This window comes from Streptomyces sp. NPDC016640 (assembly GCF_043076215.1).
Classification (GTDB): Bacteria; Actinomycetota; Actinomycetes; order Streptomycetales; family Streptomycetaceae; genus Streptomyces.
In genome coordinates this window covers 697,216-717,880 of record NZ_JBIBRG010000001.1, presented here as the reverse complement: position 1 = coordinate 717,880, position 20,665 = coordinate 697,216, and the positions used below count along the sequence as shown (strand labels likewise).

Here is a 20,665-nt window from a genome sequence, read left to right as displayed (position 1 = left end):
CGAGGGCTCAGGCCTTGCGGGCCACCGCCACGTACGCCCCGCTGTGGACGCCCTCCTGCCCGGGAACCGGCTCACCGAGCTCCGGGTGCCACTCCTCGGCCGCCACGATGCCGGGGGTGACGACCTCGAAGCCTTCGAAGAACCGGGCGAACCGGTCCCGGCTGCGCATGTCCATGGTGAGCCCGCCCGCCCGGTACAGGTCGATCACCTTCCTCGACGCCTGCTCCGGGTGGAAGTCGGGCGTGAGGTGCGACATCACCAGGTAACTGCCCGGCGCCAAAGCCTTCTTGAGCCGATCCACCAGCTCGTACGCCCCGTCCTCGTCGCCGATGAAGTGCAGCAGCGCGATCAGGGAGAGCGCGACCGGCCGCTCGAAGTCCAGCGTCCTGCGGGCGCGCTCGACGATCGCGGCGGTGTCACGGGCGTCCGCCTGCACGTAGTCGACGGCCCCCTCGGGCGTGCCCCGCAGCAGCGCCTCGGCGTGGACCAGGACGATCGGGTCGTTGTCGCAGTACACGATCCGCGCGTCGGCGGCGACCCCCTGGGCCACCTGGTGCAGATTCGGCTCCGTCGGGATGCCCGTCCCGATGTCGAGGAACTGGCGCACGCCCTGGTCGGCCACCCAGCGGGTGGCACGGTGCATGAACGCCCTGTTCATCCGCGCCATGACCGGAATGGGCGGCGCGAACGCCACGAGCTGTCTGCCCAGCTCCTCGTCCACCGGGTAGTTGTCCTTGCCGCCGAGGAACCAGTCGTACATCCGCGCGGGATGCGGCTTGCCGGTGTCGATCCGTACCGGAGCGCCCATAGCGGAGTCCTGCTGATCCACGTCGATTCCCCTTGCCCCGCGCGTCAGTTGACCTTTTCCAGTCGTGATCGCCACGATAACCGGGCCGTGCCCGGCGCGATGTGCCGGGCACCCGTCGCCCTGTCTTCCAGGAACCCCTGCCCGGCACGGCGCATCACCTCGCTCCCGGGGCTGATGAGCCGACGGAAGTGATCGACCAGGGGTTCCACCACCGCCGGATCACGGAGGACCACGCCCACCTCGATGTTGTCCGACAGCCCGCGATCGGTCGGATTCGCACTGCCCAGCAGGGCGGTGTGCCGATCGGCGGCCAGCACCTTCGCGTGCAGCACTCCCGTCCTGCCGATCCGGCCGGCGTCCGGTGACGGCAGTTCGTACCGGTCGTGGACGCCCGTCGCCTGCTCCAGCTCCCACACCACCCGCGGTTCCTCGTCCCGGGCGCCGTCCTGGACGGACGCCAGGGAGACGAGGTGCGGCGCACTGGCTCCGGCGCTGCGGGCGGGGTCGTCGGTGGTCAGGGCGGAACGGGTCACCTCCGTCACCACCCACGGGCGATTGCGTACGGTCACCAGTCGGCCGGGGGCCACGGGCGCCGCGCCGCCGGCGGGGCGGGCGAGGCCGGGACCGCCGTCGGCCGCCGTCTCGTCGCCGTCCCCTGTCGCCGGCCGCACGGCTGCCCCACCCGTCATGATGCCCCTGTCTCTCCCGCCCCGCCGGATCGGCGACGCCCCGTACGGTGCCTGCCCGCACCGCCACGAAAGCCTGAGGGGCGATGCGGGGGATGGGTGTGGGTATGCCAAGGACCGGATCAGGACCCACCGGCCCTCCGGACTGCGATCGCCCTGTCCAGATGGCGGGCAATCCGGCCCGGCTCTTGGTATCGAGTTAACACAGCAGTAACACTGGGAGGGTCGGCCGACCTGTCGTATACGACCAGGGCGGCCGCTGTCCTGCGCGCGGCAACGGCGCCGAGCGCCCCTCACCGGTACATGTATCGGTGTCAGCCGCGCCAGAAAGGGACCCTGTGACCTCACGACCCGACCCCAAGACCTCGCTCGACCTGCTCCGTGCCGAGGTCGAGCGCCGCAACCCGGCGGAGCCCGAGTTCCACCAGGCCGCACGGGAGGTGCTGGAGACCCTCGGCCCGGTGCTCGCGGCGCGCCCCGAGTACGCGGAGCCGGGGCTCGTCGAGCGGCTGGTCGAGCCCGAGCGGCAGATCATGTTCCGGGTGCCCTGGCAGGACGACCACGGGCGGGTCCACGTCAACCGTGGCTTCCGGGTCGAATACAACAGCGCCCTCGGCCCCTACAAGGGCGGCCTGCGCTTCCACCCCTCCGTGAACCTCGGGATCATCAAGTTCCTCGGCTTCGAGCAGATCTTCAAGAACGCGCTGACCGGGCTCGGCATCGGCGGCGGCAAGGGCGGCAGCGACTTCGACCCGCAGGGGCGCAGCGACGCGGAGGTCATGCGGTTCTGCCAGTCCTTCATGACCGAGCTGCACCGGCACATCGGCGAGTACACCGACGTCCCCGCCGGTGACATCGGCGTCGGCGCCCGCGAGATCGGCTACCTCTTCGGCCAGTACCGGCGGATCACCAACCGCTGGGAGGGCGGCGTGCTCACCGGCAAGAGCGCCGGCTGGGGCGGCTCGCTGATCCGGCCGGAGGCGACCGGGTACGGCAACGTGCTGTTCACGGAGGCGATGCTGCGTGAGCGAGGCGAGGACCTGGAGGGGCGGACGGCGGTCGTCTCCGGCTCCGGCAACGTCGCGATCTACACCATCCAGAAGCTGACCGCCCTCGGCGCCAACCCGGTGACCTGCTCCGACTCCGGCGGCTACGTCGTCGACGAGAAGGGCATCGACCTGGAGCTGCTGCGGGAGATCAAGGAGGTCGAGCGCGGCCGGGTCAGCGACTACGCCGAGCGCCGGGGCGCCTCCGCCCGCTTCGTGCCGGGCGGACGGGTCTGGGAGGTCCCGGCGGACGTCGCCCTCCCCTCGGCCACGCAGAACGAGCTGAACGCGGACGACGCCGCGACCCTGATCCGCAACGGCGTGAAGGCGGTCTCCGAGGGTGCGAACATGCCGGCCACGCCCGACGCCGTCGCCCTGCTCCAGCAGGCCGGCGTCGCCTTCGGCCCCGGCAAGGCGGCCAACGCGGGCGGTGTCGCGGTCAGCGCGCTGGAGATGACGCAGAACGCGTCGCGTACGTCGTGGAAGGCCGGCCAGGTCGAGAACGAACTGGCCCGCATCATGACGGACATCCACACCACCTGCGCCGAGACCGCCGAGCGCTACGGCGCCCCCGGCGACTACGTGACCGGCGCGAACATCGCCGGCTTCGAGCGGGTGGCGGACGCGATGCTCGCGCAGGGAGTCATCTGATCACGGGGTGGTGATGCCGGCCGGGCGGGCCGGGCGTCCGAAGCGCGCGGGCACGCCCGGCGAGTACAGGACGCTCACCGGCTCCCCGGCCGGCCCCGGCAGCCCGGCCGCCGTGATCAGGTCGTCCTCGCACTCGACCAGCTCGGCCCGGTGCAGGGGCCAGCGGGGATGGGCGTTCGGCAGGTACACCGACCGTCCGAAGAAGGCGCCGTGCAGGCCCCAGCGGGCGGTCAGGAAGTGCTCCAGCCCGGTGGGCTCCTCGATCCGCCCGCCCCGCCGTACGGTGATGCGGCCACCGGCGCCGCGCGGTCCCGGCCAGCGGCGGGAAGCGGTGTACGTCACGGTGTCGCCGTCGTGCCGTATGTCCATGCGGGACCAGACGTACGGCATCCGGAACCCGAGACGGCCGACCACCACCGGGATCAGGCGCGAGGCGTCCAGGGAGAGGAAGACGACACCGCGCCGCCCGTGCGCGTCCACCGAGTAGAGCCGGACGTTGGTCTCCGGGAAGGTGCCCAGCCAGGGAACCCCCGGCAGGCCGAGCCATCCCACCCGGTGCATCCGGAACGCGACGAGACCGACGTACGTGACACCGTCCAGCGTGTCGGGCACGGTACCCGGCGGCAGCAGCCCGGCCACGTCGGCCGGGTCCGCCGCCCAGTGCAGGAACGTCAGGCCGAGCCACGACTGGGTGAGCAGCGGACGCGTGACCGCCCCCGGTGGGTCGGGGCTCACGGGCAGCGGTGGCGTCGGCACCACGCCAGTATCGGGGAGGCGGTGGGCCGGGGCATCCGCAGGCACCCCGCCGCCCCGGTCCGTCCGCCGTTCCGCCGGACCGGCAGGTGGCCCGCGGCCGCGTGGCGGAGAGCTTCGGCCGGGGAGACCCCGGTCCCCGGCCCGGTGACGGTGTCCCCGGCCGGCGGCCGTCCCCGCGCGAGCCCTTGTTTGATCCTCGTCACTCCCGGGGTATTCTCTCCGGCCCGATTGGCCAGCACCCCGCCCGCTGTGGCAGACTGTCCGAGTTGCTCGGTCGAGCGTTGATGTTGCGCGCCTCCCGCCGGGAGGACCGGAAGCGAGTCCCACAGTACTCGTCGTCCCATGCATTGCACCGGAAGGTGCAGGGGCGGACGTACGGGAATCTTCCGGGAAGCGTGAGCGCGACGACGGCCAGGCACCCGGTGGGCCTTTCGCCCCCGGTCCGCGGTTTCTGGTAGGACCGTGTCAATCCCGCAGGGATGTTCGAACGAGGGACATTCTTATTAGCGAGAGTGCGACACGCCCGACCGCGTGGGTCGGCGGACGAGACCTGGAGCACCGGGTTCCAGAGCGTAAAGAGAGACAGGACTACGAAGTAGCCATGGCGGGACAGAAGATCCGCATCCGGCTCAAGGCCTACGACCACGAGGTCATCGACAGCTCGGCGAAGAAGATCGTCGAGACGGTGACTCGCACTGGTGCGTCGGTCGCGGGCCCGGTGCCGCTGCCCACTGAGAAGAACGTGTACTGCGTCATCAAGTCGCCGCACAAGTACAAGGACTCGCGCGAGCACTTCGAGATGCGCACGCACAAGCGCCTGATCGACATCCTCGACCCGACCCCCAAGACCGTTGACTCTCTGATGCGACTCGACCTCCCGGCCGGTGTCGACATCGAGATCAAGCTCTGAGGCCGGTGATCTGAAGATGACCAAGCAGATCAAGGGCATCCTGGGCGAGAAGCTCGGCATGACGCAGGTGTGGGACGAGAACAACCGTGTTGTTCCGGTCACCGTCGTCAAGGCCGGCCCCAATGTCGTCACCCAGGTCCGCACGAACGACGTCGACGGCTACGAGTCCGTCCAGATCGCCTTCGGCGAGATCGACCCGCGCAAGGTGAACAAGCCCCTCAAGGGTCACTTCGCCAAGGCCGACGTCACCCCCCGTCGTCACCTCGTCGAGATCCGCACCGCGGACGCCTCCGAGTACACGCTGGGCCAGGAAGTCACCGCCGAGGTGTTCGAGGCCGGCGTGAAGGTCGACGTGACCGGCAAGAGCAAGGGCAAGGGCTTCGCCGGTGTCATGAAGCGTCACAACTTCAAGGGCCTCGGCGCCGGTCACGGCACCCAGCGCAAGCACCGCTCGCCCGGTTCCATCGGTGGCTGCGCCACCCCGGGTCGTGTGTTCAAGGGCCTCCGCATGGCGGGTCGCATGGGCAACGAGCGGGTCACCACCCAGAACCTGACCGTCCACGCCGTTGACGCGGAGAAGGGTCTGCTGCTCATCAAGGGCGCGGTTCCCGGTCCGAACGGCGGCCTCGTCCTGGTCCGCACCGCGGCCAAGGGGGCCTGAGGTAACCGATGAGCACTGTTGACATCCTTTCGCCGGCGGGCGACAAGGCCGGTACCGTCGAGCTCCCCGCGGAGATCTTCGACGTCGAGAAGGTCAGCATCCCGCTGATCCACCAGGTCGTCGTCGCACAGCTGGCCGCTGCCCGCCAGGGCACCCACAAGACCAAGACGCGTGCCGAAGTCCGTGGTGGCGGCAGGAAGCCGTACCGCCAGAAGGGCACCGGTCGCGCCCGTCAGGGTTCGACCCGCGCGCCGCAGTTCGCCGGCGGTGGCGTCGTCCACGGCCCGCAGCCGCGTGACTACTCGCAGCGCACCCCGAAGAAGATGAAGGCTGCCGCCCTGCGTCACGCCCTCACCGACCGGGCACGCCACAACCGCATCCACGTCGTCTCCGGCGTGGTCGAGGGCGAGACGCCGTCCACGAAGGCCGCCAGGAGCCTGTTCGGCAAGATCAGTGAGCGCAAGAACCTGCTCCTGGTCGTCGACCGCGCCGACGAGGCCGCGTGGCTGTCCGCCCGCAACCTGCCCCAGGTCCACATCCTGGAGCCGGGCCAGCTGAACACGTACGACGTTCTCGTCTCGGACGACGTGGTCTTCACCAAGGCCGCTTTCGAGTCCTTCGTCGCCGGCCCGAACACGGCCAACGACAACGAAGGGAGCGAGGTCTGATGGCTATCCGTCACCCCTCCATCGCCTCCAAGGCGGCCAAGAAGGCCAAGGCCGCGCGCGTCGCCAAGGCGCGCCGTCACGCCGCCGAGGGCAAGAACACCGTCGTCACGCCGGTGAGCAAGTCGTTCACGGACCCCCGTGACGTCCTGATCAAGCCGGTCGTGTCCGAGAAGAGCTACGCGCTCATCGACGAGAACAAGTACACGTTCATCGTCGCGCCTGGCTCCAACAAGACCCAGATCAAGGAGGCCGTCCAGGCGGTCTTCTCGGTCAAGGTCACCGGGGTCAACACGATCAACCGCATCGGCAAGCGCAAGCGGACCCGCACCGGCTTCGGCCAGCGCGCGGCGACCAAGCGCGCGATCGTGACCCTCGCCGAGGGCGACCGTATCGACATCTTCGGCGGTCCGACCGCGTAAGCGGTCAGGATCGTTCGATATCGGACGAGGACTGAGAAATGGGTATCCGCAAGTACAAGCCGACGACTCCGGGCCGTCGTGGCTCCAGCGTCGCCGACTTCGTCGAGGTCACGCGGTCCACGCCGGAGAAGTCGCTGGTCCGTCCCCTGCACAGCAAGGGCGGCCGTAACAATTCCGGTCGTGTGACCGTCCGCCACCAGGGTGGTGGCCACAAGCGCGCCTACCGCGTGATCGACTTCCGTCGTCACGACAAGGACGGCGTGCCGGCGAAGGTCGCGCACATCGAGTACGACCCCAACCGCACCGCGCGCATCGCGCTCCTGCACTACGCGGACGGCGAGAAGCGCTACATCCTCGCCCCGCGCAACCTGCAGCAGGGCGACCGCGTCGAGAACGGTCCCGGGGCCGACATCAAGCCGGGCAACAACCTGGCCCTCCGCAACATCCCGGTCGGTACCACGATCCACGCGATCGAGCTCCGTCCCGGTGGCGGCGCCAAGTTCGCCCGCTCCGCCGGCGCCTCGGTGCAGCTGCTCGCGAAGGAGGGCACCATGGCCCACCTCCGCATGCCGTCCGGCGAGATCCGCCTGGTCGACCAGCGCTGCCGCGCCACGGTCGGCGAGGTCGGCAACGCCGAGCAGAGCAACATCAACTGGGGCAAGGCCGGCCGTAAGCGGTGGCTGGGCGTCCGTCCGACCGTCCGCGGTGTCGTCATGAACCCGGTCGACCACCCGCACGGTGGTGGTGAGGGCCGGACCTCCGGTGGACGCCACCCCGTGTCCCCGTGGGGCAAGAAGGAAGGCCGTACTCGTTCGCCCAAGAAGGCGTCGAACAAGTACATCGTCCGCCGCCGCAAGACGAACAAGAAGCGCTAAGGACGGGTTGAGATGCCTCGTAGCTTGAAGAAGGGACCCTTCGTCGACGACCACCTGATCAAGAAGGTGGACGTCCAGAACGAAGCCGGTACCAAGAACGTCATCAAGACCTGGTCCCGTCGCTCGATGATCGTCCCGGCGATGCTGGGCCACACGATCGCGGTGCACAACGGCAAGACCCACATCCCGGTGTTTGTCACCGAGTCGATGGTCGGCCACAAGCTCGGCGAGTTCTCGCCGACCCGCACCTTCCGGGGCCACGTCAAGGACGACCGGAAGTCGAAGCGCCGCTAGTCGGCGGGGTGCAATCGACCATGACAGACACTGAAGGGACAACCATGGAAGCCAGGGCCCAGGCGCGGTACATCCGCGTCACGCCCATGAAGGCCCGCCGAGTGGTGGACCTCATCCGTGGCATGGATGCCACGGAGGCTCAGGCGGTCCTGCGTTTCGCCCCGCAGGCCGCGAGCGTGCCGGTCGGCAAGGTGCTGGACAGCGCCATCGCCAACGCCGCGCACAACTACGACCACACCGATGTCGACAGCCTCTTCATTTCCGAGGCCTACGTCGACGAGGGTCCGACCCTGAAGCGGTTCCGGCCGCGTGCCCAGGGCCGTGCCTACCGGATCCGCAAGCGGACCAGCCACATCACCGTGGTCGTCAGCAGCAAGGAAGGAACCCGGTAATGGGCCAGAAGGTAAACCCGCACGGGTTCCGGCTCGGCATCACCACCGACTTCAAGTCGCGTTGGTACGCCGACAAGCTGTACAAGGACTACGTCAAGGAAGACGTCGCCATCCGCCGGATGATGACGTCCGGCATGGAGCGCGCCGGCATCTCCAAGGTCGAGATCGAGCGCACCCGTGACCGTGTGCGGGTGGACATCCACACCGCGCGTCCGGGCATCGTCATCGGCCGCCGCGGCGCCGAGGCCGACCGCATCCGCGGTGACCTCGAGAAGCTCACGGGCAAGCAGGTCCAGCTGAACATCCTCGAGGTCAAGAACCCCGAGACCGATGCCCAGCTGGTCGCCCAGGCCGTCGCCGAGCAGCTCTCCTCCCGCGTCTCCTTCCGCCGCGCCATGCGCAAGAGCATGCAGTCGGCGATGAAGGCGGGCGCCAAGGGCATCAAGATCCAGTGCGGTGGCCGCCTCGGCGGCGCCGAGATGTCCCGCTCGGAGTTCTACCGCGAGGGCCGCGTGCCCCTGCACACGCTCCGCGCGAACGTGGACTACGGCTTCTTCGAGGCCAAGACGACCTTCGGCCGCATCGGCGTGAAGGTCTGGATCTACAAGGGCGACGTCAAGAACATCGCCGAGGTCCGCGCCGAGAACGCTGCTGCCCGCGCCGGCAACCGCCCGGCCCGTGGCGGCGCCGACCGTCCGGCCCGTGGTGGCCGCGGCGGCGAGCGTGGCGGTCGCGGTCGCAAGCCGCAGCAGGCTGCCGCTGCCGAGGCCCCCAAGGCCGAGGCTCCGGCTGCCGCTCCGGCTGAGAGCACCGGAACGGAGGCCTGACCGACATGCTGATCCCCCGTAGGGTCAAGCACCGCAAGCAGCACCACCCGAAGCGCCGTGGCCAGGCCAAGGGCGGTACGACGGTCGCGTTCGGCGAGTACGGCATCCAGGCCCTCACGCCGGCGTACGTGACCAACCGCCAGATCGAGGCGGCCCGTATCGCCATGACCCGCCACATCAAGCGTGGCGGAAAGGTCTGGATCAACATCTACCCGGACCGCCCGCTCACGAAGAAGCCGGCCGAGACCCGCATGGGTTCCGGTAAGGGTTCGCCGGAGTGGTGGATCGCGAACGTGCACCCGGGACGGGTCATGTTCGAGCTGTCCTACCCCAACGAGAAGATCGCCCGTGAGGCGCTGACCCGTGCGGCCCACAAGCTGCCGATGAAGTGCCGGATCGTCAAGCGCGAGGCAGGTGAAGCGTGATGTCGGCCGGTACCAAGGCGTCCGAGCTGCGCGAACTGGGTGACGAGGAGCTTCTGGCGAAGCTTCGCGAGGCCAAGGAAGAGCTGTTCAACCTCCGCTTCCAGGCGGCGACGGGCCAGCTCGAGAACCACGGTCGGCTCAAGGCCGTCCGCAAGGACATCGCGCGGATCTACACCCTGATGCGTGAGCGCGAGCTGGGCATCGAGACGGTGGAGAGCGCCTGATGAGCGAGAACAACGTGACTGAGACGAACACTGAGGCTCGGGGCGACCGCAAGACCCGTGAGGGCATCGTCGTCAGCGACAAGATGGACAAGACCGTCGTCGTCGCCGTCGAGGACCGCAAGAAGCACGCGCTGTACGGCAAGGTCATCCGCAGCACGAGCAAGCTCAAGGCCCACGACGAGCAGAACGCCGCCGGCATCGGCGACCGCGTCCTCCTGATGGAGACCCGGCCGCTGTCCGCGACGAAGCACTGGCGCGTCGTCGAGATCCTCGAGAAGGCCAAGTAATCCTCTGCGGGGCATCCCTCGCAGGACAGTTCCGCCAGGCTCCGGGGACCGTTCGCCCGAACGGTCCCCGGGGAACCGGCAGACAAACAGGAGATAGACGTGATCCAGCAGGAGTCGCGACTGCGTGTCGCCGACAACACGGGGGCGAAGGAGATCCTTTGCATCCGTGTGCTCGGTGGCTCCGGTCGCCGCTACGCGGGCATCGGTGACGTCATCGTCGCCACCGTCAAGGACGCGATCCCCGGTGGCAACGTGAAGAAGGGTGACGTCGTCAAGGCGGTCATCGTTCGCACCGTCAAGGAGCGCCGCCGTCCGGACGGCTCGTACATCCGCTTCGACGAGAACGCCGCCGTCATTCTGAAGAACGACGGCGACCCTCGCGGCACCCGTATCTTCGGCCCGGTCGGCCGTGAGCTGCGCGAGAAGAAGTTCATGAAGATCATCTCCCTCGCGCCGGAGGTGCTGTGAGCATGAAGATCAAGAAGGGCGACCTGGTCCAGGTCATCACCGGTAAGGACAAGGGCAAGCAGGGCAAGGTCATCGCGGCCTTCCCCCGTGAGGACCGTGTTCTGGTCGAGGGTGTCAACCGGGTCAAGAAGCACACCAAGGCCGGTCCGACCGCTCGCGGTTCGCAGGCCGGCGGCATCGTGACCACCGAGGCCCCGATCCACGTCTCCAACGTCCAGCTGGTCGTGGAGAAGGACGGCAACAAGGTCGTCACGCGCGTCGGTTACCGCTTCGACGACGAGGGCAACAAGATCCGCGTTGCCAAGCGGACGGGTGAGGACATCTGATGACGACCACCACCACTCCGCGTCTGAAGACGAAGTACCGCGAGGAGATCGCGGGCAAGCTGCGCGAGCAGTTCTCCTACGAGAACGTCATGCAGGTTCCCGGCCTCGTCAAGATCGTGGTCAACATGGGTGTGGGCGACGCCGCCCGCGACTCCAAGCTGATCGACGGCGCCATCCGCGACCTCACCACGATCACCGGTCAGAAGCCGGCCGTCACCAAGGCCCGCAAGTCCATCGCGCAGTTCAAGCTGCGTGAGGGACAGCCGATCGGTGCCCACGTCACCCTCCGTGGCGACCGCATGTGGGAGTTCCTGGACCGCACCCTGTCGCTCGCGCTGCCGCGCATCCGCGACTTCCGCGGCCTGTCCCCCAAGCAGTTCGACGGCCGTGGCAACTACACCTTCGGTCTCACGGAGCAGGTCATGTTCCACGAGATCGACCAGGACAAGATCGACCGTGTCCGGGGTATGGACATCACCGTGGTCACCACGGCGACCAACGACGAAGAGGGCCGCGCCCTTCTCCGTCACCTCGGCTTCCCGTTCAAGGAGGCGTGAGCGAGATGGCGAAGAAGGCTCTCATCGCGAAGGCTGCTCGCAAGCCCAAGTTCGGAGTGCGCGGCTACACCCGCTGCCAGCGCTGCGGTCGTCCGCACTCCGTGTACCGCAAGTTCGGCCTGTGCCGCGTGTGCCTTCGTGAGATGGCTCACCGTGGCGAGCTGCCGGGCGTGACCAAGAGCTCCTGGTAATCCGGCACTTTCCGGACACCCAGGGCTCTCGGTAAGCAACTGGGGCGGCAGGACGCCCACTCCCCATGGCTTAGGCTTGTGGGGTTGGGCGCCTGCCGTGCCCATACGACTTACTACGCCGTAGGTCCACCGCGCCGCACCCGTCCCGTCTCGGATCGGGGAGAGGGATGGCGCACCAGGAAACCCCGGCGAGAGAGGCCGAAGGCCAATTCATGACCATGACTGATCCGATCGCAGACATGCTTACGCGTCTGCGGAACGCGAACTCGGCGTACCACGACTCCGTGGCGATGCCGCACTCGAAGATCAAGTCGCACATCGCGGAGATCCTCCAGCAGGAGGGCTTCATCACGGGGTGGAAGACCGAGGACGCCGAGGTCGGCAAGAACCTCGTTCTCGAGCTGAAGTTCGGCCCCAACCGTGAGCGCTCCATCGCGGGCATCAAGCGGATCTCCAAGCCCGGTCTCCGGGTGTACGCGAAGTCCACCAACCTGCCGAAGGTGCTCGGCGGCCTGGGCGTGGCCATCATCTCCACGTCGCACGGGCTCCTCACCGACAAGCAGGCCGGCAAGAAGGGCGTGGGTGGGGAAGTCCTCGCCTACGTCTGGTAGCGGAAGGGAACGGAGGAAACAGCTATGTCGCGCATCGGCAAGCTCCCCATCGCGGTTCCCGCCGGCGTGGACGTCACCATCGACGGCCGTACGGTTTCGGTCAAGGGCCCCAAGGGCTCGCTGACCCACACCGTCGTGGCGCCGATCGAGATCGCCAAGGGTGAGGACGGCGTTCTGAACGTCACCCGCCCCAACGACGAGCGTCAGAACAAGGCCCTGCACGGCCTGTCCCGCACGCTGGTGGCGAACATGATCACCGGCGTGACCCAGGGTTACGTGAAGAAGCTCGAGATCAGCGGTGTCGGTTACCGCGTTGTCGCCAAGGGTTCGAACCTGGAGTTCTCCCTCGGATACAGCCACCCGATCACGGTCGAGGCCCCTGAGGGCATCACCTTCAAGGTGGAGGCCCCGACCCGGTTCTCGGTCGAGGGCATCGACAAGCAGAAGGTCGGCGAGGTTGCGGCCAACATCCGCAAGCTGCGCAAGCCCGACCCGTACAAGGCCAAGGGTGTCAAGTACGAGGGCGAAGTCATCCGCCGCAAGGTCGGAAAGGCGGGTAAGTAAGCCATGGCATACGGGCAGAAGATCCTCAAGGGCGACGCCTACAAGCGTGCTGCTATCAAGCGTCGTCACATCCGGATCCGCAAGAAGGTCGCCGGTACCGCCGAGCGTCCTCGCCTCGTCGTGACTCGTTCCAACCGCCACATCGTGGCGCAGGTGATCGACGACCTGAAGGGTCACACCCTGGCGTCGGCGTCCACGCTGGACGCCTCGGTCCGCGGTGGCGAGGGCGACAAGTCCGCGCAGGCCAAGCAGGTCGGCGCCCTGGTCGCCGAGCGTGCCAAGGCCGCCGGTGTCGAGGCGGTCGTCTTTGACCGTGGTGGCAACCAGTACGCCGGACGTATCGCCGCTCTGGCGGACGCCGCTCGTGAGGCCGGGCTCAAGTTCTGAGCCGCCTGCGGGCCTAGGAAGGAGACAGGAAATGGCTGGACCCCAGCGCCGCGGTGGCGGCGCCGGTGGCGGCGAGCGGCGGGACCGGAAGGGCCGTGACGGCGGCGCAGCTGCCGCCGAGAAGACCGCTTACGTTGAGCGCGTCGTCGCGATCAACCGTGTCGCCAAGGTTGTGAAGGGTGGTCGTCGCTTCAGCTTCACCGCGCTGGTCGTGGTGGGCGACGGTGACGGCACCGTGGGTGTCGGTTACGGCAAGGCCAAGGAGGTGCCGGCCGCCATCGCCAAGGGTGTTGAGGAGGCCAAGAAGCACTTCTTCAAGGTCCCCCGTATCCAGGGCACCATCCCGCACCCCATCCAGGGTGAGAAGGCTGCCGGCGTCGTGCTGCTCAAGCCCGCGTCGCCCGGTACCGGTGTGATCGCCGGTGGCCCGGTGCGCGCCGTGCTCGAGTGCGCCGGCATCCACGACGTGCTGTCGAAGTCGCTCGGCTCCGACAACGCGATCAACATCGTGCACGCCACCGTGGCGGCCCTGAAGGGCCTGCAGCGTCCCGAGGAGATCGCGGCCCGCCGTGGTCTGCCGCTCGAGGACGTCGCCCCCGCGGCCCTGCTGCGCGCACGTGCCGGGGCGGGTGTGTGATCATGGCCCAGCTCAAGATCACGCAGGTCAAGTCCTACATCGGCAGCAAGCAGAACCACCGTGACACCCTGCGTTCGCTTGGCCTGAAGAGGGTCAACGACGTGGTCGTCAAGGAGGACCGCCCCGAGTTCCGCGGCATGGTGCACACCGTCCGCCACCTCGTGTCGGTCGAGGAGGTCGACTGATCATGGCGGAGAACAACCCGCTCAAGATCCACAACCTCCGTCCCGCCCCGGGCGCCAAGACCGCCAAGACCCGTGTCGGTCGTGGTGAGGCGTCGAAGGGTAAGACGGCCGGTCGTGGTACGAAGGGCACCAAGGCCCGTTACCAGGTTCCGGAGCGCTTCGAGGGTGGCCAGATGCCGCTCCACATGCGCCTCCCGAAGCTCAAGGGCTTCAAGAACCCGTTCAAGACCGAGTTCCAGGTCGTCAACCTGGACAAGCTCGCCTCCCTCTACCCCGAGGGCGGGGAGGTCACGGTCGAGGACCTGGTCGCCAAGGGTGCCGTGCGCAAGAACAGCCTCGTCAAGGTCCTGGGCCAGGGCGAGATCTCCGTGGCGCTGCAGGTGACGGTCGACGCCGTCTCCGGCTCCGCCAAGGAGAAGATCACCGCCGCCGGCGGTACCGTCACCGAGCTCGTCTGAGACCTTCGGGTGTCTCGATGACATAGAGCGATCCCGACCGGGGATACCCCACAAATGGGGTATCCCCGGTTGGTCGTTCCTAGGGCGGCAGGTCGCCGGTAAGGTGGCCTGCGCTGCCCACTGACCTCGGGCGCCCCATGCGGGGCACTCAGGGCGGCAGTTGACCGTTACGTAATCGTCCTTAGTCGGAATCTCAAGACCGTCACCCTTGACGCAGTTGCGCGGGGGGTCGCAGGAGGCACCGTGCTCACCGCGTTCGCCCGGGCGTTCAAGACGCCCGACCTGCGCAAGAAGCTGCTCTTCACGCTCGGCATCATCGTGGTGTACCGGGTCGGTACGCATATCCCGATTCCTGGTGTCGACTACCGGAACGTCCAGACCTGTATCGACGCGGCCGAGGCGAACCAGGGCCTGTTCGGTCTCGTCAACATGTTCAGCGGCGGCGCGCTGCTGCAGATCACGGTCTTCGCGCTGGGCATCATGCCGTACATCACGGCGAGCATCATTCTGCAGCTGCTGACCGTCGTGATCCCGCGCCTGGAAGCCCTGAAGAAGGAGGGCCAGGCCGGTACGGCGAAGATCACGCAGTACACCCGTTACCTGACGGTGGCGCTCGCCATCCTCCAGGGCACCGGCCTGGTGGCCACCGCCCGCAGCGGCGCCCTCTTCCAGGGCTGCCCGGTCGCGAGCCAGATCGTCCCGGACCAGTCGATCTTCGTCACCATCACCATGGTCATCACCATGACCGCCGGTACGGCGTGCGTGATGTGGCTCGGCGAGCTCATCACCGACCGGGGTGTCGGCAACGGCATGTCGATCCTGATGTTCATCTCGATCGCCGCGACCTTCCCCTCCGCCCTGTGGGCCATCAAGGAGCAGGGCAGCCTGGCGGACGGCTGGATCGAGTTCGGCACCGTCATCGCCGTCGGCCTGGTCATGGTCGGCCTGGTCGTCTTCGTCGAGCAGGCCCAGCGCCGGATCCCCGTGCAGTACGCGAAGCGGATGATCGGCCGCCGTTCCTACGGCGGCACGTCGACCTACATCCCGCTGAAGGTGAACCAGGCGGGCGTCATCCCCGTCATCTTCGCCTCGTCGCTGCTCTACATCCCGGCCCTGATCGCCCAGTTCTCGAGCGGGACCTCGGGATGGAAGACCTGGATCGAGCAGCACCTGGTCCAGGGCGACCACCCGATCTACGTCAGCCTGTACTTCCTGCTCATCGTTTTCTTCGCGTTCTTCTACGTGGCGATCTCCTTCAACCCCGAGGAAGTCGCCGACAACATGAAGAAGTATGGTGGCTTCATCCCGGGCATCCGGGCTGGCCGACCGACCGCTGAGTACCTGAGCTACGTACTCAACCGGATCACCTGGCCGGGTTCGCTGTACTTGGGTCTGATCGCTCTCGTACCGACGATGGCGTTGGTTGGTTTCGGGGCAAACCAGAACTTCCCCTTCGGCGGGACCAGCATCCTGATCATCGTGGGTGTCGGCCTCGAGACGGTGAAGCAGATCGAGAGCCAGCTCCAGCAGCGCAATTACGAAGGGTTCCTCCGCTGATGCGAATCGTCCTCGTCGGGCCGCCGGGTGCCGGTAAGGGTACGCAGGCCACCCGCCTTGCCGAGAAACTGCGCATCCCGCACATCTCCACGGGCGACCTGTTCCGCGCCAACATCAGCCGGCAGACCGAGCTCGGGAAGCTCGCCAAGTCCTACATGGACGCGGGCAACCTCGTGCCCGACGAGGTCACCATCGCCATGGCCAAGGACCGCATGGAGCAGCCCGACGCCGAGGGCGGGTTCCTGCTGGACGGTTTCCCGCGCAACGTGTCGCAGGCCGAGGCGCTGGACGAACTGCTGACGACCGAGGGCATCGAGCTGGACGCGGTCCTCGACCTGGAGGCCCCCGAGGACGAGGTGGTCAAGCGGATCGCCGGCCGGCGCATCTGCCGCAAGGACTCCGCGCACGTCTTCCACGCGACGTACAGCCCGTCGAAGCGGGAGGGTGTCTGCGACATCTGCGGTGGCGAGCTGTACCAGCGCGACGACGACACGGAGGAGACCGTGCGGACGCGGCTGGAGGTCTACCACACGCAGACCGAGCCGATCATCGACTACTACAAGGCGCAGGGCCTGGTCGTCACCATCTCCGCGATGGGGGCGGTCGACGAGGTCACGGGCCGGGCGCTGGAAGCGCTGAAGAGCGGGGAGTAGTCCCCACGCCGGTCACAGCCGCGGTTCCTTCGCAAGGGACCGCGGCTGCGGCATGGCGGGGGTGGTGACGCGGTCCGGCGTCCGCGGGGCGCGCCACCCCGTCCCCCGGCCCCGCCCGGGCGGGAGGCGCCCCCACCGCCCGCCCGCGCCGTCCCCGGCGGCACATGTGCCCGCGGTGCACGGGAGTCCGGCCCGTATCGTGGGAAGCGTCCGTATCTCCCTCGGTCCAGAAAGGCCGCAGTCCCCATGGTGCAGATCAAGAGCCCCGAGCAGATCGCCACGATGCGTGAGGCGGGGCTGGTCGTCGCCGCCATCCACGCGGCCACCCGTGAGGCCGCCGTGCCCGGGGCCACGACGAAGGACCTGGACCAGGTCGCCCGCAAGGTGCTCGCGGAGCACAACGCCAAGCCGAACTTCCTCGGCTACGGCGGTTTCCCCGCGACGATCTGCACCTCGGTCAACGAGGTCGTCGTCCACGGCATCCCCTCCGACGACGTCGTCCTGAAGGACGGCGACATCATCTCCATCGACTGCGGCGCGGTCGTCGACGGCTGGCACGGCGACGCGGCCTACACCGCGTTCGTCGGCTCCGGCCACTCCCCGGAGCTGGTCGAGCTGTCCCGGGTGACCGAGGAGTCGATGTGGGCCGGCATCGCGGCCATGAAGCAGGGCAACCGGCTCGTGGACGTCTCCCGCGCGATCGAGACGTACATCCGCCGCCAGCCGAAGCCGGGCGGCGGCAAGTACGGGATCATCGAGGACTACGGCGGCCACGGCATCGGCACCGAGATGCACATGGACCCGCACCTGCTGAACTACGTCGACCGCCGCCGGGGCAAGGGACCCAAGCTGGTCCCGGGCTTCTGCCTGGCCATCGAGCCGATGGTCTCCCTGGGCACCCCGAGGACGGAGGTCCTCTCCGACGACTGGACCGTCATCACCACCGACGGCACCTGGTCCTCCCACTGGGAGCACTCGGTCGCCCTGACCGAACAGGGTCCGCTGGTCCTGACGGCCCCCGACGGCGGCAAGGCGAAGCTCGCCGAACTGGGCGTCACGGCGGCGCCGGATCCGCTCGGCTGACGCACCGGCCCCGCGGGAGCGGCGTCGGGGACGGCGGTGGGGCGCGGCCGGCGGAGCCGCCGGGTGCCGCCGCCGGGCCGGATCCGGCCGGTTCGCGCCGGATCCGGCCGGTTAAGGATCTCGGACGCGGGGCAGGATCCCTCGATTCGTCTTTCCGGGTGCGCTGACGTAGACTGACTCGTCGGCTCTCGTGCACCCTCATGTCCGCATGTGTTCGTGGTGCACGCCAGAGTCGATCAAGGTAGTCGATTCGAAGGGCGAAGCGTGGCCAAGAAGCAAGGTGCCATCGAGATCGAGGGCACTGTCGTCGAGTCTCTTCCGAACGCCATGTTCAAGGTCGAGCTCCAGAACGGCCACCAGGTCCTGGCACACATCAGCGGCAAGATGCGTATGCACTACATCCGCATCCTCCCTGACGACCGGGTCGTGGTGGAGCTGTCTCCGTACGACCTGACGCGTGGCCGGATCGTCTACCGGTACAAGTAGATCTTGCCCGCGCCCCGGTACGCCGGGGTGGTGGCACTGACCCGGAGAGCCTCACATCCCATGAAGGTCAAGCCGAGCGTCAAGAAGATCTGCGACAAGTGCAGGGTGATCCGCCGTCACGGCCGGGTCATGATCATCTGCGAGAACCCGCGCCACAAGCAGCGCCAGGGCTGACCGCAGCACGATCGACCCTCTGCGACTTCCGCAGAACTTCGCGCGACGCGAGCAACACACGTTCATACGCAGGACCCGGGCCGCACGGCTCGACACCCCCGGCTCGGAGGCCGGGGACCCAGTTCGTACCTGGTACGGCGGCTGGGATCCGGTTCTGTGGAAGACCTCCGAAGATCAAACTGGAGCCATTGAATGGCACGCGTTTCCGGTGTTGACATCCCGCGCGAAAAGCGCGTGGAGATCGCCCTCACCTACGTGTTCGGTATCGGCCGGACCCTTTCGCAGCAGACGCTGGCCGCTACCGGCGTCGACCCGAACACCCGCGTCCGCGACCTCTCCGAGGAGCAGCTCGTCGCGATCCGCGAGTACGTCGACAGCAACATCAAGACCGAGGGTGACCTCCGTCGCGAGATCCAGGCCGACATCCGCCGCAAGGTCGAGATCGGCACCTACCAGGGTCTGCGTCACCGTCGCGGTCTCCCCGTCCGCGGTCAGCGCACCAGCACCAACGCGCGTACCCGCAAGGGCCCGCGTCGCGCCATCGCCGGCAAGAAGAAGCCGGGCAAGAAGTAGTCCTCAGCGGACGCTCATCCAGCGGTCTTGCTGCAGGACCGACCACCTCCCGTAGGAGTTATAGATGCCCCCCAAGGGTCGTCAGGGCGCTGCCAAGAAGGTGCGCCGCAAGGAAAAGAAGAACGTCGCTCACGGCCACGCGCACATCAAGAGCACGTTCAACAACACGATCGTCTCGATCACGGACCCGTCCGGCAACGTGATCTCCTGGGCCTCCGCCGGCCACGTCGGCTTCAAGGGCTCGCGCAAGTCCACGCCGTTCGCCGCGCAGATGGCCGCCGAGTCGGCCGCCCGCCGCGCCCAGGAGCACGGCATGCGCAAGGTCGACGTGTTCGTCAAGGGCCCGGGCTCCGGTCGTGAGACCGCGATCCGCTCCCTGCAGGCCACGGGCCTCGAGGTCGGCTCCATCCAGGACGTCACCCCGACCCCGCACAACGGCTGCCGTCCGCCGAAGCGCCGTCGCGTCTGACGCACGGCCGCTTCGTCCGGTTCGGAGTTTCGGGCGGTACGTCTCCGCAAGGGGCCGTACCGCCCGTACCCTTGCAGTACCCGCACTTGTCACCGGGTGCGGTTTCCGTCGGGCGTCAAATAGCGGGCGTCCACGAATGAAGGATCTGATCCACACATGCTGATCGCTCAGCGTCCCTCGCTGACCGAAGAGGTCGTCGACGAGTTCCGCTCCCGGTTCGTGATCGAGCCGCTGGAGCCGGGCTTCGGCTACACCCTCGGCAACAGCCTCCGCCGCACCCTCCTGTCGTCGATCCCCGGTGCCGCCGTCACCAGCATCCGCATCGACGGCGTCCTGCACGAGTTCACCACCGTGCCGGGCGTCAAGGAGGACGTCACCGACCTGATCCTCAACATCAAGCAGCTGGTCGTCTCCTCGGAGCACGACGAGCCGGTCGTGATGTACCTGCGCAAGCAGGGCCCGGGTCTGGTCACCGCCGCCGACATCGCGCCCCCGGCCGGTGTCGAGGTGCACAACCCCGACCTCGTCCTCGCCACGCTCAACGGCAAGGGCAAGCTGGAGATGGAGCTGACGGTCGAGCGCGGCCGCGGTTACGTCTCCGCCGTGCAGAACAAGCAGGTGGGCCAGGAGATCGGCCGTATCCCGGTCGACTCGATCTACTCGCCGGTCCTCAAGGTCACCTACAAGGTCGAGGCGACCCGTGTCGAGCAGCGCACCGACTTCGACAAGCTGATCGTCGACGTCGAGACCAAGCAGGCCATGCGTCCCCGTGACGCCATGGCGTCGGCCGGCAAGACCCTGGTCGAGCTGTTCGGTCTCGCCCGTGAGCTGAACATCGACGCCGAGGGCATCGACATGGGCCCGTCCCCGACGGACGCCGCCCTCGCCGCCGACCTGGCGCTGCCGATCGAGGAGCTGGAGCTCACCGTTCGGTCGTACAACTGCCTCAAGCGTGAGGGCATCCACTCCGTGGGTGAGCTCGTCGCCCGCTCCGAGGCGGACCTCCTGGACATCCGCAACTTCGGTGCGAAGTCCATCGACGAGGTCAAGGCGAAGCTGGCCGGCATGGGCCTGGCCCTCAAGGACAGCCCGCCCGGATTCGACCCGACCGCCGCGGCGGACGCGTTCGGCGCGGACGACGACGCGGACGCGGGCTTCGTGGAGACCGAGCAGTACTGAGAGCCCGGGCCCGGCGGTCCGCTCCCGGCCGCGGGCCGGCTGTGACCGGTCGCGCCCACGCGGCGGAGCCGCACATGAGTACGACCCCGCGCCCCTCAGGGGCGCGGACCCTCCGGGCGCCGGAAACGGCGCCCGGATCTCCGACGGGCAACCGCCCGCTCGGATACTGACCCCGGTA

General features: G+C 68.1%; 33 protein-coding genes. 30 read left to right on the top strand and 3 right to left on the bottom strand.

Annotated features, from left to right (window positions below; translation table 11 throughout):
• Positions 1–7: 7 nt before the first annotated feature.
• A complete protein-coding gene (locus ACF07S_RS03375) occupies positions 8–829 on the bottom strand; it encodes an SAM-dependent methyltransferase (protein WP_391961794.1) in 822 nt (273 codons plus the stop codon).
• 23 nt (positions 830–852) lie between these two features.
• Complete coding sequence (locus tag ACF07S_RS03370; RefSeq protein ID WP_391973302.1) at positions 853–1,497, bottom strand: phospholipase D-like domain-containing protein; 645 nt, start codon at positions 1,495–1,497, stop codon at positions 853–855.
• A 335-nt stretch (positions 1,498–1,832) separates the two neighbouring features.
• On the opposite strand from ACF07S_RS03370, the gene gdhA reads away from it, so the two are divergent.
• Complete coding sequence (gene gdhA / locus ACF07S_RS03365; protein ID WP_391973301.1) at positions 1,833–3,191, top strand: NADP-specific glutamate dehydrogenase; 1,359 nt, start codon at positions 1,833–1,835, stop codon at positions 3,189–3,191.
• Here gdhA and ACF07S_RS03360 read toward each other — a convergent pair whose 3' ends face one another.
• Complete coding sequence (locus ACF07S_RS03360; protein WP_391973300.1) at positions 3,192–3,947, bottom strand: YqjF family protein; 756 nt, start codon at positions 3,945–3,947, stop codon at positions 3,192–3,194.
• Between the two features lie 601 nt (positions 3,948–4,548).
• Here ACF07S_RS03360 and rpsJ point away from each other — a divergent pair.
• The 29 genes from rpsJ (at position 4,549) to ACF07S_RS03215 (ending at position 20,487) form a co-directional block, all read left to right on the top strand.
• Positions 4,549–4,857, top strand: coding sequence for a 30S ribosomal protein S10 (gene rpsJ, locus ACF07S_RS03355; protein WP_003948644.1), 309 nt, complete (start codon positions 4,549–4,551; stop codon positions 4,855–4,857).
• Positions 4,858–4,873: 16 nt separating this feature from the next.
• Positions 4,874–5,518 (top strand): 50S ribosomal protein L3, encoded by a 645-nt coding sequence (gene rplC / locus ACF07S_RS03350; RefSeq protein ID WP_037929559.1) that lies wholly within the window; start codon positions 4,874–4,876, stop codon positions 5,516–5,518.
• 8 nt (positions 5,519–5,526) lie between these two features.
• The gene (rplD, locus tag ACF07S_RS03345; protein WP_391961790.1) at positions 5,527–6,186 is read left to right on the top strand and encodes a 50S ribosomal protein L4; all 660 of its coding nucleotides are present in this window, start codon (positions 5,527–5,529) and stop codon (positions 6,184–6,186) included.
• Positions 6,186–6,605 carry a 50S ribosomal protein L23 gene (rplW, locus tag ACF07S_RS03340; RefSeq protein WP_391961789.1) on the top strand — a complete coding sequence of 140 codons (420 nt, stop codon included), beginning with the start codon at positions 6,186–6,188 and terminating at the stop codon, positions 6,603–6,605. Before rplD ends, rplW begins: the two co-directional genes overlap by 1 nt.
• Positions 6,606–6,643: 38 nt before the next feature.
• Positions 6,644–7,480, top strand: a complete 837-nt coding sequence (gene rplB / locus ACF07S_RS03335; RefSeq protein WP_030220992.1) for a 50S ribosomal protein L2 — start codon at positions 6,644–6,646, stop codon at positions 7,478–7,480.
• A gap of 12 nt (positions 7,481–7,492) precedes the next feature.
• Entirely contained in the window at positions 7,493–7,774 is a 282-nt protein-coding gene (gene rpsS / locus ACF07S_RS03330) for a 30S ribosomal protein S19 (protein WP_003948639.1), read from the top strand.
• A 44-nt stretch (positions 7,775–7,818) separates the two neighbouring features.
• Positions 7,819–8,166: a 50S ribosomal protein L22 gene (gene rplV, locus ACF07S_RS03325; protein ID WP_006130776.1), complete on the top strand. Its 348-nt coding sequence runs from the start codon at positions 7,819–7,821 to the stop codon at positions 8,164–8,166.
• On the top strand, positions 8,166–8,993 hold the full coding sequence (gene rpsC, locus ACF07S_RS03320; protein ID WP_391961788.1) for a 30S ribosomal protein S3: 828 nt from the start codon (positions 8,166–8,168) through the stop codon (positions 8,991–8,993). The genes rplV and rpsC overlap by 1 nt, the downstream gene beginning before the upstream one ends.
• Positions 8,994–8,998: 5 nt before the next feature.
• Entirely contained in the window at positions 8,999–9,418 is a 420-nt protein-coding gene (rplP, locus tag ACF07S_RS03315) for a 50S ribosomal protein L16 (RefSeq protein WP_004927269.1), read from the top strand.
• Positions 9,418–9,642: a 50S ribosomal protein L29 gene (gene rpmC, locus ACF07S_RS03310; RefSeq protein WP_003998824.1), complete on the top strand. Its 225-nt coding sequence runs from the start codon at positions 9,418–9,420 to the stop codon at positions 9,640–9,642. The genes rplP and rpmC overlap by 1 nt, the downstream gene beginning before the upstream one ends.
• On the top strand, positions 9,642–9,929 hold the full coding sequence (gene rpsQ / locus ACF07S_RS03305) for a 30S ribosomal protein S17 (RefSeq protein ID WP_145867743.1): 288 nt from the start codon (positions 9,642–9,644) through the stop codon (positions 9,927–9,929). Before rpmC ends, rpsQ begins: the two co-directional genes overlap by 1 nt.
• A 99-nt stretch (positions 9,930–10,028) precedes the next feature.
• Entirely contained in the window at positions 10,029–10,397 is a 369-nt protein-coding gene (gene rplN / locus ACF07S_RS03300; protein WP_003998823.1) for a 50S ribosomal protein L14, read from the top strand.
• 2 nt (positions 10,398–10,399) lie between these two features.
• Positions 10,400–10,723 (top strand): 50S ribosomal protein L24, encoded by a 324-nt coding sequence (gene rplX, locus ACF07S_RS03295; protein ID WP_003992365.1) that lies wholly within the window; start codon positions 10,400–10,402, stop codon positions 10,721–10,723.
• Positions 10,723–11,280, top strand: a complete 558-nt coding sequence (gene rplE / locus ACF07S_RS03290) for a 50S ribosomal protein L5 (RefSeq protein WP_024883203.1) — start codon at positions 10,723–10,725, stop codon at positions 11,278–11,280. Before rplX ends, rplE begins: the two co-directional genes overlap by 1 nt.
• Positions 11,281–11,285: 5 nt before the next feature.
• Entirely contained in the window at positions 11,286–11,471 is a 186-nt protein-coding gene (locus ACF07S_RS03285) for a type Z 30S ribosomal protein S14 (protein ID WP_003948630.1), read from the top strand.
• Positions 11,472–11,683: 212 nt separating this feature from the next.
• Positions 11,684–12,082 carry a 30S ribosomal protein S8 gene (rpsH, locus tag ACF07S_RS03280; RefSeq protein WP_030831671.1) on the top strand — a complete coding sequence of 133 codons (399 nt, stop codon included), beginning with the start codon at positions 11,684–11,686 and terminating at the stop codon, positions 12,080–12,082.
• Positions 12,083–12,106: 24 nt separating this feature from the next.
• On the top strand, positions 12,107–12,646 hold the full coding sequence (gene rplF, locus ACF07S_RS03275) for a 50S ribosomal protein L6 (protein ID WP_024883205.1): 540 nt from the start codon (positions 12,107–12,109) through the stop codon (positions 12,644–12,646).
• Positions 12,647–12,649: 3 nt separating this feature from the next.
• Positions 12,650–13,033 (top strand): 50S ribosomal protein L18, encoded by a 384-nt coding sequence (gene rplR, locus ACF07S_RS03270; protein WP_004927235.1) that lies wholly within the window; start codon positions 12,650–12,652, stop codon positions 13,031–13,033.
• A 31-nt stretch (positions 13,034–13,064) separates the two neighbouring features.
• Positions 13,065–13,670, top strand: coding sequence for a 30S ribosomal protein S5 (gene rpsE, locus ACF07S_RS03265; protein ID WP_030860989.1), 606 nt, complete (start codon positions 13,065–13,067; stop codon positions 13,668–13,670).
• A gap of 2 nt (positions 13,671–13,672) precedes the next feature.
• Positions 13,673–13,855, top strand: coding sequence for a 50S ribosomal protein L30 (gene rpmD, locus ACF07S_RS03260; protein WP_391961787.1), 183 nt, complete (start codon positions 13,673–13,675; stop codon positions 13,853–13,855).
• Positions 13,856–13,857: 2 nt separating this feature from the next.
• A complete protein-coding gene (gene rplO, locus ACF07S_RS03255) occupies positions 13,858–14,313 on the top strand; it encodes a 50S ribosomal protein L15 (protein WP_024883206.1) in 456 nt (151 codons plus the stop codon).
• Positions 14,314–14,556: 243 nt separating this feature from the next.
• Positions 14,557–15,870 (top strand): preprotein translocase subunit SecY, encoded by a 1,314-nt coding sequence (gene secY, locus ACF07S_RS03250; RefSeq protein ID WP_391030777.1) that lies wholly within the window; start codon positions 14,557–14,559, stop codon positions 15,868–15,870.
• Positions 15,870–16,523, top strand: coding sequence for an adenylate kinase (locus ACF07S_RS03245; protein WP_391961786.1), 654 nt, complete (start codon positions 15,870–15,872; stop codon positions 16,521–16,523). Before secY ends, ACF07S_RS03245 begins: the two co-directional genes overlap by 1 nt.
• Positions 16,524–16,769: 246 nt before the next feature.
• A complete protein-coding gene (map, locus tag ACF07S_RS03240) occupies positions 16,770–17,606 on the top strand; it encodes a type I methionyl aminopeptidase (RefSeq protein WP_391961785.1) in 837 nt (278 codons plus the stop codon).
• Between the two features lie 264 nt (positions 17,607–17,870).
• Positions 17,871–18,092, top strand: coding sequence for a translation initiation factor IF-1 (gene infA / locus ACF07S_RS03235; protein ID WP_003948620.1), 222 nt, complete (start codon positions 17,871–17,873; stop codon positions 18,090–18,092).
• Between the two features lie 60 nt (positions 18,093–18,152).
• Positions 18,153–18,266 (top strand): 50S ribosomal protein L36, encoded by a 114-nt coding sequence (gene rpmJ / locus ACF07S_RS03230; RefSeq protein WP_004984509.1) that lies wholly within the window; start codon positions 18,153–18,155, stop codon positions 18,264–18,266.
• A 192-nt stretch (positions 18,267–18,458) separates the two neighbouring features.
• Positions 18,459–18,839, top strand: coding sequence for a 30S ribosomal protein S13 (rpsM, locus tag ACF07S_RS03225; RefSeq protein ID WP_024883210.1), 381 nt, complete (start codon positions 18,459–18,461; stop codon positions 18,837–18,839).
• Positions 18,840–18,903: 64 nt separating this feature from the next.
• Complete coding sequence (rpsK, locus tag ACF07S_RS03220) at positions 18,904–19,308, top strand: 30S ribosomal protein S11 (protein WP_003956432.1); 405 nt, start codon at positions 18,904–18,906, stop codon at positions 19,306–19,308.
• Positions 19,309–19,464: 156 nt separating this feature from the next.
• Positions 19,465–20,487 (top strand): DNA-directed RNA polymerase subunit alpha, encoded by a 1,023-nt coding sequence (locus tag ACF07S_RS03215; RefSeq protein WP_003966937.1) that lies wholly within the window; start codon positions 19,465–19,467, stop codon positions 20,485–20,487.
• Positions 20,488–20,665: the final 178 nt, after the last annotated feature.